Annotated in this window: 10 protein-coding genes and 1 tRNA gene; 4 read left to right on the plus strand and 7 right to left on the minus strand. The window is 60.8% G+C overall.

The genetic code is table 11. The features are described 5' to 3' along the window. Nucleotides 1-16: 16 nt before the first annotated feature. The 4 genes from CQR48_RS08035 to CQR48_RS08050 all read right to left on the minus strand — a co-directional run bounded on the left by CQR48_RS08035 (nucleotide 17) and on the right by CQR48_RS08050 (nucleotide 2841). The gene (locus tag CQR48_RS08035) at nucleotides 17-847 is read right to left on the minus strand and encodes a YggS family pyridoxal phosphate-dependent enzyme (protein ID WP_101452578.1); all 831 of its coding nucleotides are present in this window, start codon (nucleotides 845-847) and stop codon (nucleotides 17-19) included. A 62-nt stretch (nucleotides 848-909) separates the two neighbouring features. Continuing rightward, nucleotides 910-2007, minus strand: coding sequence for a glutamyl-Q tRNA(Asp) synthetase (locus CQR48_RS08040; protein ID WP_101452579.1), 1098 nt, complete (start codon nucleotides 2005-2007; stop codon nucleotides 910-912). 95 nt (nucleotides 2008-2102) lie between these two features. Further along, complete coding sequence (locus CQR48_RS08045) at nucleotides 2103-2684, minus strand: hypothetical protein (protein ID WP_101452580.1); 582 nt, start codon at nucleotides 2682-2684, stop codon at nucleotides 2103-2105. An 83-nt stretch (nucleotides 2685-2767) separates the two neighbouring features. After that, nucleotides 2768-2841: transfer RNA gene (locus tag CQR48_RS08050), tRNA-Lys, on the minus strand. A gap of 481 nt (nucleotides 2842-3322) precedes the next feature. On the opposite strand from CQR48_RS08050, the gene CQR48_RS08055 reads away from it, so the two are divergent. After that, nucleotides 3323-4054: an MIP/aquaporin family protein gene (locus tag CQR48_RS08055; protein ID WP_015451149.1), complete on the plus strand. Its 732-nt coding sequence runs from the start codon at nucleotides 3323-3325 to the stop codon at nucleotides 4052-4054. Nucleotides 4055-4297: 243 nt separating this feature from the next. Beyond that, nucleotides 4298-5455, plus strand: a complete 1158-nt coding sequence (glf, locus tag CQR48_RS08060) for a UDP-galactopyranose mutase (RefSeq protein WP_015451150.1) — start codon at nucleotides 4298-4300, stop codon at nucleotides 5453-5455. A gap of 387 nt (nucleotides 5456-5842) precedes the next feature. On the opposite strand, the gene CQR48_RS08065 is transcribed toward glf, so the two are convergent. Then, nucleotides 5843-6988, minus strand: coding sequence for an inositol-3-phosphate synthase (locus CQR48_RS08065; protein ID WP_015451151.1), 1146 nt, complete (start codon nucleotides 6986-6988; stop codon nucleotides 5843-5845). A 396-nt stretch (nucleotides 6989-7384) separates the two neighbouring features. On the opposite strand from CQR48_RS08065, the gene CQR48_RS08070 reads away from it, so the two are divergent. Beyond that, nucleotides 7385-9811 carry a transglycosylase domain-containing protein gene (locus CQR48_RS08070; protein WP_101452581.1) on the plus strand — a complete coding sequence of 809 codons (2427 nt, stop codon included), beginning with the start codon at nucleotides 7385-7387 and terminating at the stop codon, nucleotides 9809-9811. Nucleotides 9812-10066: 255 nt separating this feature from the next. Here the strand turns inward: CQR48_RS08070 and leuA are convergent, their stop codons facing one another. Further along, the gene (gene leuA / locus CQR48_RS08075) at nucleotides 10067-11983 is read right to left on the minus strand and encodes a 2-isopropylmalate synthase (protein WP_101452582.1); all 1917 of its coding nucleotides are present in this window, start codon (nucleotides 11981-11983) and stop codon (nucleotides 10067-10069) included. Nucleotides 11984-12319: 336 nt separating this feature from the next. Here leuA and CQR48_RS08080 point away from each other — a divergent pair, with 336 nt between their 5' ends. Beyond that, nucleotides 12320-13711 carry a metallophosphoesterase family protein gene (locus tag CQR48_RS08080; protein ID WP_101452583.1) on the plus strand — a complete coding sequence of 464 codons (1392 nt, stop codon included), beginning with the start codon at nucleotides 12320-12322 and terminating at the stop codon, nucleotides 13709-13711. A 150-nt stretch (nucleotides 13712-13861) separates the two neighbouring features. Here the strand turns inward: CQR48_RS08080 and CQR48_RS09200 are convergent, their stop codons facing one another. Beyond that, a complete protein-coding gene (locus tag CQR48_RS09200) occupies nucleotides 13862-14029 on the minus strand; it encodes a hypothetical protein (RefSeq protein WP_155804625.1) in 168 nt (55 codons plus the stop codon). Nucleotides 14030-14419: the final 390 nt, after the last annotated feature.

Consider the following 14419-nt stretch of genomic DNA (forward strand, 5'->3'; position numbering starts at 1 on the left):
CTGAGCCGACCTGGAATCAGATGAACGCGCGCGGGCCGAAAATCGCGGTCCCCACGCGCACGATGGTCGATCCTTCGGCGATGGCGAGCGCCATATCGTTCGTCATGCCCATCGACAGCTCGTGACAGTGCGCTGTACCGGGCGTGCCGGCCTGAAGAATCCGATCGCGCGTCTCGCGCAAGTGAGCAAAGCCACGGCGGATCACCGCTTCGTCGTCCACGTGGGCGCCGATAGTCATGAGGCCTTGCAAATCAAGGCCTTCGAGCGTTCCAATCTGCTGGGCAAGATCGACGGCCTGAGCCGGGTCACACCCCGACTTCGATTCTTCACCGGACTCGTTGACTTCCAGCAGCACGCCGGCGGTGATGCCGCGCGCGACGGCGCGACGGGCGATTTTCTGCGCCAAATCAAGGGAATCTACGGATTCGATGGTTTCAACCACCGGCAGCACCTTGCCGATTTTGTTGCTTTGCAACTGGCCGATGAGATGGAAGGGGATGTGATGTTCCGGATTGTCGTCATGCACATCGTCCTCACCGACGGCAGCGCCCAGCGAAAAACCGCGCGCGGCGCACTGTCGGGCAAGTCCTTCGGCCTTGGCGATGACCTCCTGCGGGCGGTTCTCACCGATCATACGGACGCCCGCATCGATGGCGGCCATGATCTCGCCGACATCACGCGTTTTCGTGGCGGCGAGCAGCCTGACCGAACCCGGCTCTCTGCCGGCCTCCATCTCCGCCTGGGCGATGCGGTCCAGCACGCGATGCACGCCGTCCGCAATCTGTTGCGCCCAGCCCTCGTCAATGGTCTCGTTCGCCAGATCCTTGTGATCCATATACGCTGTCATGCATGCCTCACATCCGCCCGCGGACACGGCTCGCCCCCGCAGGTTGTCCTGTTTCCTGGTCCTCATCGTAGTAGGTCTTGTGTATCGCAGCGATGATCGTTCCGATGCTCGGCGATGATGTTCCACGTGAAACCATCGAGCAGGTCGGAGGGACGGCAAGGCACAGGCTGCGGCAGCAGCCCCAGCATCCATGCGCAATAGCCGATGACGCGTTCAGGGCTTACGCCTTCCTCGCGCAGCACGCCCAAATCGAGGGCACGATCGCGCTTGGCCAGACGCTTGCCGGAAAGGTCGTCGACCAGCGGCAGATGTTCGAACTGCGGTATTGGTGCGGTTGCGGGCGATGCGGCGGGAGATGTTTGTGCCGGCGAGACGCTTTCCAACGCGCGGCGAATCCACAACTGAATCGCCGTGGACCGCAGCAAATCGCGCCCGCGCACAATCTGGGTGACGCCCATATCGAAATCATCGATACTGACGACGAACTGATACGCGAACAGCCCGTCAGAACGCCGGATGACGACATCGCCGACCTGCCGCCCCAAATCGATGCGTTGCGGCCCGAACACCTCATCGTCGAAAACGATCGTGCCCACGGGATTGGCTCGCCCAGGCACCGCAATACGCCAGGAATAGCGGTCGCCGCGGTTGATACGGGTGTTGCGCTCGGCGGCAGACAAGCGACGGCACGTTCCCGGGTAGACGATGAAACCATCGCCCTCGTTCGGGGCGGATGCGGCGCGAATGTCAGCGCGCGAGCAGAAACACGGGTAGATGAGCGGCGATTCCTCGTGCGGCTCTCCGTTCGAGTCTGGGCACCCGTCCGCAGGGACGGTTGGCTGCAAGATATCCTGCGTCAGGATATCGTCCAGCGTCATACCACGCAGGGCATCAAGTATCTGTCGATATCTGTCAAGTCTTGATGACTGATAGACCGGGTAGCCGTCCCAATCCAGCCCAAGCCAGTGGAGGTCATCCATGATCCACCGGTCAGCATCCCGCACCACGCGCGGGGCGTCGATATCCTCGATCCGCAAGATCAGTTTTCCGCCGCGGGACCGCACGCCCAGCCAAGCGGCGAGCGCCGCATACGCATTGCCGATATGCATGCGTCCGGTCGGCGATGGCGCCAGACGCCCGATAACCGCTGAATGTTCCACGCTTGCAGTCTATCCGGCCGTGTATCCGGCCGTGCAGCCTTTGCCGCCCGATCTGTCGCCAGGCCCGCATGGAACGCACGGCACGGCCGGTCCTTTCAATCCATCCAGTGGAACCAGGCGTCGAAAACATGATGCCCGATGTAGCAGTCTTTTTCGTCCTTGCTGGTCAGCAGGGTATCCACTCCCAAGCCATCAGGTAGACGCAAACGGCCGATTTCGGGGGCGAGTATCTGATACCCATAGTTCGCCAGGATCTCGGGGATGCGCTGTCGCGTATCCCATGGCACGGCAGAGACCAAATCATCGGATACCGGAAGGTAGCCACAGCTCCCCTTGCCGTCCAACGCCACCCTCGCCTCTACCACCTTCATCAGCGCGGCCAACGGGGCGATTCTGCATACCACCACAGATGCGTACCGGGTCACCTGGTATCCGTCACGAATCTCAGGCTCCGCGCCTCTACGAGCCAGGCGGATTTCGACAAAACTCGCCCAGCCACTGCCATAATCACTATCCTCGATAGAGAACACCGTTGACTCGGGCGTGCGACCCAGTTCGGCGGCAATCCGCCGATAGTCAGGCATGACCCAATCCCCGAAGACTTCCGCGTCTTCGCAAGCCAGTGCAAGAAGGTTGGGATCCGTGACAAAATCCTGGCCACAATCTGCAAGCATCATGGCATCAGCCTACCATGCACGCCAGCATCACATGGAATCTGGAGCGAGAAACAAAAAACCGCAGCCGAAGCTGCGGTTGAAAGTGCCCCCTCGGGGATTCGAACCCCGGACACGCTGATTAAGAGTCAGCTGCTCTAACCAACTGAGCTAAAGGGGCAAGTTGGTTAGTCGATTTCTCGAACCGAATGATTACTATACTCGTCTCTGATTCGAACGCAACTTATCCCTCCTCTCGGCGTGTCGCATTCCCGGGGAGTATGTCTGAGCCGCAACCAAGGCACAACCGAGGTGCAACCGAACCGCGACGAATCCGCGGTCGAACAACAGCCTGGCCGCCGGCGAATCTTGAAAATCGCGATGGATGCCACACAATCCGGCAACCGTCACCTACCATCCGGCGACCAAGACTACGGTTTCCGCTACACTGACACTTGCGCCGACGTCCGGCGCATCCATCCACGAACCCTGCCGCGGGCTAATCATGTCCAAAGCCGGCAGGCGCCGACCCCCGCCTATCACGCTTGGGAGTCATGCGGCCGATGGAGGCACAGGCGCCCTGGCACGCGAATCCATTTGTTTCGTCGCGCAAGCGCAAAACCAGAGAACACAACACACAAAAACGAGAGAGAAGCAGAGCAGTGACTTACTCACTTTTCGTCAAACTGGCTGCCGAATTCGTCGGCACCGCCATCCTTATGGTGTTCGGCAACGGCTCCGTTGCCAACGTCGAACTCAAGAACACCAAAGGCCATCATGCCGGCTGGCTGAACATCGCCATGGGCTACGGCTTCGGCGTGATGTTCCCGGTGCTCATGTTCGGCGCTGTCTCCGGCGCCCACATCAACCCGGCCATGACCCTCGCCCAGGCCGTCAACGGCTTGTTCCCATGGAACGAGGTGCTGCCGTACATCATCGCCCAGCTGCTTGGCGCCATCGTCGGCCAGCTCATCGTCTACGTCACCTACTACCCGCATTACCGCGACACCGAAGACGCCGAAGCGATCCTCGGCACCTTCTGCACCACCGACGCCGAAAACGACCGCGTGAACTACTTCCTCAACGAGTTCTTCGGTACCTTCATGCTGGTGATCGGCGCGCTGTGCTGCCTGTCCATGCCGTGGGGTCAGAAAGATCCGGCGGCCGCATCCATCGTGGTCGGTTTCATCGTGTGGGGCCTGGTCACTTCGATGGGCGGCCCGACCGGACCTGGCCTCAACCCGGCCCGCGATCTGATGCCGCGTCTGCTGCATCAGCTGCTGCCGATTCCGCACAAGGGCGGCTCCCGTTGGGGTGAAGCCTGGATTCCGGTGGTTGCGCCGATTCTGGGCGCGATTCTGGGCGCGTTCCTGTTCAAGACGATTTTCGCCTGAACGACTGCCTAGCACACAGCCCGGCGGCGGCACGGCATCTCAGTCCGTGCCGCCGCCGGGCTTTCCTGTATCCGGCATTTGAATCCGGATTCGGTGAAAACCTCGCAAACCCGTTCCGCGAGAATCCGGTGATAGGGATACGTGGGACTAGACTGAATCCCAATGGTTCCCGCGTGGGGACGGGAAGCCGCACATGGCGTCATCTGGGCGCTGGCAGCGGTTGCGAAGAACAGAAAGGTAAATATGGACGCGGATCTGGTAATCGTCGGTGCAGGTTTGTTCGGCCTGACCGTGGCGCAGCAGGCGGTCGAGAAGCACGGCGCGAAGGTGGAAATCATCGACGTGCGCGATCACATCGGCGGCAACGCATATTCATACATGGACAAGGAAACGGGCGCCGAAATCCACAAGTACGGCGCCCACCTGTTCCACACCTCCAACCCGCGCGTCTGGGAATACGTGAACCGTTTCACCGAGTTCACCAACTACGTCCACCGCGTGTACACCACGCATAATGGCGAGGTGTTCCCGCTGCCGATCAACCTCGGCACCATCAACCAGTTCTTCCACGCGCACTACACGCCGGCCGAAGCCAAGGCGCTGATCGCCGAGCAGGCGGGCGAACTCGCCGGCACCGACCCGGCCAACCTCAACGACAAGGGCATCTCGCTCATCGGCCGACCGCTGTACGAGGCGTTCATCAAGAACTACACGGCCAAGCAGTGGCAGACCGATCCGAGCGAACTGCCGGCAGGCATCATCAAGCGTCTGCCCGTGCGTTTCAACTATGACAACCGCTACTTCCGCGACACTTGGGAGGGCCTGCCCAAGGACGGTTACACGGCGTGGATGGAGCGCATGATTGACGATCCGCGTATCCACGTGACCCTGAACACCGATTTCTTCGACGAATCCCAGCCGCTGAACAAGAAGGCGCTCGTCGGCAAGGTGCCAGTCGTCTACACCGGTCCGGTCGACCGGTACTTCGATTACGAGCTCGGCGACCTCAAGTGGCGTACCGTCGATTTCAAGGAGGTCCGTTACGATGAGGGCGACCATTTCGGCTGCCCGGTCATGAACTTCGCGGATTCCGACGTGCCGTACACCCGCGCCATCGAGTTCAAGAACTTCAATCCCGAACGCAAGGATTCCCAGAACCCCGACAAGACGGTGGTTTGGGAGGAGTACAGCCGCTTCGCCACCCGCGAGGATGAGCCGTACTACCCGGTCAACACCGCGGAAGACAAGGCGCTGTACGAGCAGTATGCCGCCAAGGCCGCGCAGGAGCCGAAGGTCGTGTTCGGCGGCCGTCTGGGTACGTACAAGTACTACGACATGCACAACGTGATCGACACCGCGCTCACCGCCTACGAGGAACAGGTGGCACCGCTGCTCGGCTGAGACCGAGGCGATGGCGATCGCATCGGATCGCACCGAAACAGCCGAAACGCCGGCATGGGATTGCTGATTCCATGCCGGCGTTTGCGTATTGCGCCACGGTGGATACTGGGCATAGGACGTATCTCATCCCGGTGCGACTGGCCAGTCGCATCACTGGCAACTATGGCCCACATGCGCCGGAATACCGCCCCGATCGCGTCGCCGTGCAACCAGACAATCACACTACAGCCAGATACCGCCCCAGCCACACTACCGCAGCAACGAAAAACCGTCTGCCTACACCGGGAAATCTCTCAGCGTCGGCAGACGGTTATCAATAACGGGTAATCACGGTATCTGGCAGCAAATATCAACAATCATCTGTCGCCAGACACGCAACGCACCCAATCAGGCGTGCCACACGTCCTTGCCAGCGGCCTTCGCAGCCGCGACATCGGCGTCAAGCTGGGCCTCATTGGCCTCGGATTCGCCGGTGATGAACTTCTCGACGAGGGCCTTCGCCTCGCCGTCCTCGTGCTGAACGGCCGGGGACTTCATGAAGTACGCGGAAGCGGACAGCACCGGGCCGGCCAGATGGCGGTCAAGCGCGATCTTGGCGGCGCGCAGCGCGTCGATGACCACACCAGCGGAGTTCGGGGAATCCCACACCTCGAGCTTGTACTCGAGATTCAGCGGAACATCGCCGAAGGTGGTGCCCTCAAGGCGCACGAACGCGAACTTGCGGTCCTCAAGCCACGCGACATAGTCGGACGGGCCGATGTGCACGTTGTGCGGATCCATCTCGTGAGGAACGATGGAGGTGACGGCGCGGGTCTTGGAAATCTTCTTGGATTCCAGACGCTTGCGCTCAAGCATGTTCATGAAGTCCATGTCGCCGCCGACATTGAGCTGGTACGTGCGGTCGAGGCGCACGCCACGGTCCTCGAACAGGCGGGCGAGCACACGGTGCGTAATGGTCGCGCCAACCTGGCTCTTGATATCGTCGCCGACGATCGGCAGACCGGCCTTGCGGAACTTGTCAGCCCACTCCGGGTCAGAGGCGATGAACACTGGCAGGCAGTTCACGAACGCGCAGCCGGCATCGATGGCGGCCTGGGCGTAAGCCTTGTCAGCCTGCTCGGAACCGACCGGCAGGTAGCTGATGAGGATGTCGGCCTTGGTGTCGCGCAGCACCTGGGCAACGTCCACCGGCTCGGCGTCGGATTCGGTGATGACCTGACGGTAGTACTCGCCGAGGCCGTCACCGGTCGGGCCGCGCTGCACGGTGACACCGGAGACCGGCATGTCCTTGCAGAACTGGTACGTGTTGTTCATGCTGGCGAAGATTGCCTCGTTGAGGTCTTTGCCGACCTTGGCAGCATCAACGTCGAACGCCGCGACAAACTCGATGTCCTTGATGCGATAGCCACCGAACACATTGTGCATGATGCCGGGGATCTTCTCATCGTCCTTGGCATCCTTGTAATATTCGACGCCTTGAACGAGAGACGAGGCGCAGTTGCCCACGCCAGCGATTGCCACGCGAATGCTCATTTGGACTCCTCTTAACTAAGCGTTGCGTTATTCCAAACTTCAAGCATACCGTTTCGTTTGGAGAATCACACACGAAATCAGGAAGAAACATCGCCAATCGGGGTGGACATGCTCCACCTGCCTGCCTCGTACAGACAAATCTGTGCTCATTGATGGTTTTTAGAAGGCCTAGGCGGCATGGACGCGGGCGCGGGTAGCGGCGGCTTGCACACAGCTTTGGTTCCGTCTCGGTTCATCCGTCCGCGCCCCGGCCTGAACCAATAATCGTCGGCAAGACACCAATGCAAGCGATACGCGCTCTTCCCCAACCGGCAAACATCGCCGGCGAGTCTCAAGTTTGTAAGAGTTCCGGTCACAAGGAGCGGTTTTTCAGGTGCTCCGGCTACGGTTGCAACCATGGCTTCACAGAAACGTAGTGCTTCATCACGCCCACGCAGCGCGCGCAGCGCATCATCCACGCGCAGCGCCGGGAGCGACGCATACGATTCCAACAGCTCACAACGGGCTTCAAACTCGGCATCACACAGCTCAAGCGGTACACGCGCCTCCCAACACGGCTCCCATCGCGCACACGGCTCGCACAGCCAGCGCAACAGCCGTTCCTCATCCTCTGCATCATCGCGCCGAGTCGCGGCAACACGTCACAGCGGGCCGGGAACCCACCGCGCCGAGGGCAAAGGCCCGAAAACACGCGTCAAAGGCCGTCATCTGATTCTCAAATGGTCGCTCGGATTAATCCTCACATTCATCGCGGTCGCTGTGGGCGCATTCGCGTACTTGTATGTGACCACAGAAATCCCGCAGCCCGAAAAAGTCGCCATGGCCGCGAAAACCACCGTCTACTATTCCGACGGCACCACGCCAATCGGCAGCTACGCCGCTCAGAACCGCGAAATCATCGACTGCTCGACGTTGCCGAAATACGTTGGGCAAGCCATCGTCGCCTCGGAGAACCGCACCTTCTATCAAGACAAAGGCATTGATTTGCGCGGCATCACCCGAGCTCTGATCACCAATCTGCGCACCGGGTCGCGGCAGGGCGGGTCGACCATCACCCAACAGTACGCGGAACGGTATTATCTGGGCGAAACGACCACATACAAAGGCAAGCTGCGCGAGGCGATCCTCGCCATCAAAATCGCACAGACCCAGTCCAAGGACACCGTGCTGTGCAATTATATGAACACGATTTACCTCGGACGCGGCGCGTATGGCATCCAAGCCGCAGCGAAAACATACTTCAACAAGGATGCGAAAGATCTGACCGTGTCCGAAGCCGCGATGCTTGCCGGCATCATCCCCGCGCCGAGCACTTGGGACCCGGCGATCAGTCCCAAACAGGCGACTTCGCGATTCAACCGCGTGATTCGCATCATGAAGGAGGACGGCTACATCACCTCGGCGCAGGCCGCGGAGGCCGCCATGCCGCAAACCGTCGCCCAAACCACGGAAAACACCTATCAAGGGTATAAAGGCTACCTACTGACCATGGTCGAACAGGAGCTGGTCAATTCCAAGGCATTCACCAAGGATGAACTGGAAACCGGCGGATACAAGATTGTGACGACTTTCGACCCCACCTTGCAGAACGAGATGCAATCCGTAGGCGACAACCGGGCGTCCGGCATGCCGGATGGTATGCAGGTCGGCGCCATAGCGGCGGACCCACGCGACGGCAGCATCAAATCGATTTACGGCGGCACCGATTATCTGACCCACCAACTCAATAACGCCACGCAGGCCACCTATGAGCCGGGCTCGACGATGAAACCCTTCGCCCTGCTCGGAGCCGCGCAGGCCGGTGTCAGTTTCAACACCATGTTCAACGGCAACTCGCCGCAAACCTTCAAAGGTCTGATCAGTTCGGTGGCCAACTCCGGCAACGTCAGCTACGGCTATGTGAACCTGTACAAGGCGACCGCCTTCTCCGTCAACACGGCGTACATGCGGCTCAACGAGAAGCTCACACCGCAGAAAACCGCGGAAATCGCGCATTCCGCGGGCATTACGAGCGATATCGACGAAACATCGCCGTACAACGTGCTCGGCATCAACTCGGTGACCGTCAAGGAACTCACGCAAGCCCACGCGACCATCGCCACCGGCGGGGTCAAGCACGCATTGCATTGCGTGTCCAAAGTCCTCAGCTCCGACAACAAGGAGCTGTACTCCGCGAAAACCGGTGACGAGCGCGTGTTCGAGGAGAACGACTGCGCTTTGGTCATCAAAGCGATGGAAGGCACCGTGCAATACGGCACCGGCAAGGAAGCGCGATCCATCGGACACACCATCGCCGGCAAGACCGGCACCGCAAACGATGCGTACGCGGCCTCCTTCGTCGGGTATACGCCGCAATTGATCAGCACTTGGGCCATGTGGTATCCGGACGCGAACGGAAATCCGCAGGAAATCCCCGATTTCAACGGGTACACGCATTCGGAGTATCCAGTGCATCTGTTCACCGAATTCATGAAGCAGGCACTTAAGGGCACCGAGGACACTGCGTTCCCGACCGCTACCGACGACGGCAAGGTCGGCGGACCGGACGGGACATGGGGAACGGGCGGCAGCGTCACTCGCCGCTCCTATTCGGGCTCGTCCAGTTCGAGCAGCCCGTCCCCCTCTGCATCGGCGACTACGGGCACCGCGCCTTCGACCGGTTCCACCGATGAGGGGAACACCGGCAATACGACCTCTGGCGGTTCCGGTGCCGGGGCAGGCGGCGACGGCTCGAATACCGGCACCGGCGGCACGGGAGCGGGAACGGATGGTACTGGTGGAGACAGTACTACCGGCAGCAACGGCACAGCAACCGGGCAGTGACTTCTCCCATCGTTGCTGAGACAAGAACCGTCTCTCTTTATACAAACTGGCTACGCCGAGCGGCTTCTCAGCGTAGCCAGTTTGTATAAGAAGAAGGGAAGGTAGAACCGTCCGGCACGGCACAACCCGTCCGGCACAGCACAACCGCAATCCAGATAACAACGGGCCCGGCCACCGTAAAACACAGTGACCGGGCCCGAAGCTGCCGAGCCGATACGTGTCCCGGCGAATCAGCTCAGGCTGCCGGACTCAAGCTCAGCGCTCGGAGCGATTAATCGCGGAGATAATCGCCTTGAGCGAGCTCGTGATAATCGAGGAATCAATGCCGACACCCCAGATGACCTGGCTGTTGTCACCCTCATCGCTGATCTGGCACTCCACATAGGAAGCAGCCATAGCATCGGCGCTTGCGGTCATCGTATGCTCGACATAATCCTTGACGGACACCTTGATACCGAGCGTGCTGATGACGTTGATGAACGCGTCAATCGGGCCGTTGCCGGTACCGGTCAGCTCGCGAATCTGATCATCGCCGCTGTTCGCGAGATCGGTGCCACGGTCGAGCATCTTCACCTTGATCACCGTGTCGGAACCGTCCTCGCCAGAAGAAACGGATACGTTGAGCAGCTTGAGACGACCCCACTGCTTCAGGGTATCGTCGCCGTGGTCGCCAACAACCGCACCCGCGGCGGTGGCGCCGGAATCCTCAACCGGCAGGTACTCGTCCTTGAACAGGCGCCAGATGTCCTCGTCCTTGACTTCGCGCTTGGTTTCGTCCGCGTAGGCCTGCACGACCTTCTCGAACTCGATCTGCAAACGCTTAGGCAGATCAAGATTGTGGTTCGTCTTGAGCAGGTAAGCCATGCCGCCCTTGCCGGACTGGGAGTTGACGCGGATAATCGCCTCGTAGCTGCGGCCAATGTCCTTCGGGTCAATCGGCAGGTACGGCACCAGCCACACGAACTTGTCAAGGTCGGCACCAGCACGCTCAGCCGCCACCTGACGAGCTTCCAGACCTTTCTTGATGGCGTCCTGATGAGATCCGGAGAATGCGGTGAACACGAAGTTGCCCGCGTACGGGTGACGCTCGGAGATCTTCAGCTGGTTGCAGTATTCAACGGTCTTACGGATTTCCGGCACGTTGGAGTAATCAATCTGCGGGTCAATGCCCTGGGTGAGCATGTTGAGCCCGAGCGTGACCAAATCCACATTGCCGGTACGCTCGCCATTGCCCAGCAGGCAGCCTTCCACGCGGTCGGCGCCGGCGAGCACGGCCAGCTCGGTGGCGGCAACGCCCATGCCCTCGTCGTTGTGCGGGTGCAGGGACAGCACGATGGAATCGCGGTCCTTGAGGTTGTTCGAGACGTACTCGACCTCGTCCGCGAACACGTTCGGCGTGGTCATCTCGACCGTCGCCGGCAGGTTGATGATCATGCGATGGTCCGGCGTCGGCTTGATGACGTCAATCACCGCGTTGCACACCTCAACCGCGTAATCCGGCTCGGTGCCGGTGAAGGATTCCGGGGAATACTCGTAGTAAAGGTCCGTGCCCTTGGCTTCGCCCTCGAGCTGCTTGCACAGCGTGGCGGCGTCCGTGGCGAGCTTCTTGATGCCTTCCTTGTCCTTGCGGAAGACGACCTCGCGCTGCAGCACGGAGACGGAATTGTAGAAGTGCACGACCGCGCGCTTGGCGCCGCGCAGGCATTCGTACGTCTTGCGAATCAGGTGCTCGCGCGCCTGGGTGAGCACGATGATGGTCACGTCGTCAGGAATGAGCTCGCGCTCGATCAGCATGCGGATGAAATCGTAATCGGTTTCCGAAGCGCTCGGGAAGCCGACCTCAATCTCCTTGAAGCCCATGGAAATCAACAGATTCCAGAAGCGCAGCTTACGCTCGGAATCCATCGGGTTGACCAGCGCCTGGTTGCCGTCGCGCAAATCGACGGAGCACCAGCGCGGGGCGCGGCGCAGCTTCTTGTTCGGCCACGTGCGTTCAGGGAACTCGAACGGCACCTGCTTGTCGTAGGCGACGTACTTGTTGTAAGGCATATTGCTCGGCTTCTGCGGACCGCCGATGAATCGCGCCGGAGGCAGCAGCGGGTCGTTGTTCCCTCCGTTGGACGCTGCGGCGACTGCCGCGAGATCAAATACTGATGATTGATCCTGACCCATCACTCCTCCTTATCTTGGTTGTGCCGCAAACCACGGCATCGTTTCGTGCGCGGTGTACCACGTCGATGGGTGCCGTGCTGCGCGTTTACCTCCGCGTAACACGGACGGTTTCATCCTACCGGGGGGTATCCATATTCCATCGGCAGGTTTCGGGATATGACCATGAAACGTCAGGGACAATCCTGCATTGCACACCCACCTCCTACGTGTCGGCCATTGCAGGGTATCCGGTCGGTGTCACGTTCATGGGAACGCCGCGTGTACCGCAGATGAACAATCGGGATATTCCGCGCGCGACGCGTTTTCGCCCCGAGATACCGCCGTACAGTGGGATGCATGACACTTCGATTCCGTGATGACGGCACGTTCCGCATCCTTCAGGTCTCCGACATCCAGGACGGCCCGCACGTCAGCGAGGACACCTTGCAGCTGATCGGCGACGCCGTGCGTGAGGCCGACCCCGATCTGGTCGTGCTCACCGGCGATCAGATCCGCGGGTACGACCCCGCATACATCGACACGTTCATCTCGCGTCGCGGCGACAGGCCCGGCGACCATGTGCGCGTCGTCAGCCGTCTGGAAGCCGCAATCGAACACGTGCCATCGCAGCGGGAGCTGTGCCGTCGCAATACCTTGCCGGCACCCGACGAGGACACGCTTATGGAGCGCACACGGCAGAACGTGAGGTCAACATTCTCGCAGTTCCTCGGGCCGATTGCGGCCCATGGCGTGCCATTCGCCGCCACCTACGGCAACCATGATTTCCAGTGCGGCATCGACGTGGACGAGCAGGACGACCTGTACCGCGAGATTGACGGGTGTCTCAACCCGGTCGCCGGCAGTGGTCCGCTCGCATTGGAACCCGGCACGTTCGCGCTACCAGTGCTCTCGAGCCGCGGCGAGCGCATTGCGATGGGTGTGATGATGGTCAATTCCGGCGATTACACGCTTGATGGGGACGCCTCGCGGGCAGTGCCGTCCACCGGCCCGGTCAGTTCCGGGGCGCATCCGGTTGTGCAGGGACGCGGGCTCGATCTTGTGGATTCCGACGGGTATGGTGTGCCGTCCGCCGCCGCGATTGACTGGCTCGCCGATGCCGAACACGAGTTGAGCGCGCGAAACGGTGATGGTATGCCTGTTCCCGCCATCGCCTTCCAGCACATTCCGACACAGGAGTTCTACGATTGCCTACGCGAAGTACCGTGGTGGACCATGAACGCCGTCGAGGGGACGCGGGCGTTCTCCGGGCGGTGCTTCCTGCTCGATGAGACGGTGTGCCGACCGGGTTCCACGCTCGGTGAATCGGTGAACTGCGCGGATATCAATGTCGGCGAAGTCGCCGCGATGAGACACGCGGGCGGGTATTTCGCGCTGTTCGCCGGGCACGACCACAAGAACGCGTACGTCGGGCACGCAGGCGGGCTTGACTTGGGTTACGCACCGACCTGCGGATTCGCCAGCTACGGTCCCGATGCTGATTTGCGCGGGGTGCGGCTGCTGACTTTCCGCGAAGATAATCCCTCCGCCTACCACACACGCATGATTACATGGGGTGAACTTGGTGGCGGTGCCGTGCACGACAAGCTGCGGGTGTTCCTTGGCGATTACGGCGCCGCCGATGCCGCAACCGTGCGCAATCAGCTACGCCGGCCGAAAGTCGCGGGGGCGATTGGGGTTGCAGCAGCGGGCTTGTTGAGTGCCATCGCCGCACACCGGCGGAGGCAGTAGGAGCGACACGCAATCGGGCGGCGGCCAGGGCGACGGGTGCTTGCTGCCTCGGTATCTGTCTGCAATGTACGTGAGCAGTCGCGCCGCAGACGGATACCCAGCAGACGCCCACGCTCAACCACCCAGCCCACCTGCCGTGAGACCTGACAGTCACACGGCGGGCAGATACCCGGCAGCGCCGGACAGGCGACGGGCCTGTACGCGACGGCCCTGCTGACGTCGCTGCCATTCCGCGTTCGCTCGCAGTCGCCGCTCCCAGATTCTGCGCTCCCACGTCACCGTCGTTCCCGCTTCTTGGCTGCTTGTCTGATATTCCATAATTGTCACCTCCTGTTGGATATAGCGTCAGTTGCCCTGTTGCTTCACACGAATTCGGGCACATCGAATCACTGCATCCGCCACAAACCGGAGAATCAACAACGACCCGGCCGGTATTATTGCGTGATTTCGCCCGCCGCGATATTTACCGGATGACGGATCCTTCGACCGTCATGGCAATCCGGGGGCCGGCAACATGGCACATGCAGCAGATTCCTTCGATGGAACGCATCATCATACGAGACATGTCAAGGCTCCTTTCTTGCTCACCGGTACGTTGGCCAGGTCCAACCGCCCCGCCAAACCGCTTATCGCCGCGGCTTACTCCATCGTAACAACCTACCCACGCGCATGCAAGACCTGAGATACAACAACGGCTGATACCTGGCC

The organism is Bifidobacterium thermophilum (assembly GCF_002846655.1).
Taxonomy (GTDB): Bacteria; Actinomycetota; Actinomycetes; order Actinomycetales; family Bifidobacteriaceae; genus Bifidobacterium; species Bifidobacterium thermophilum.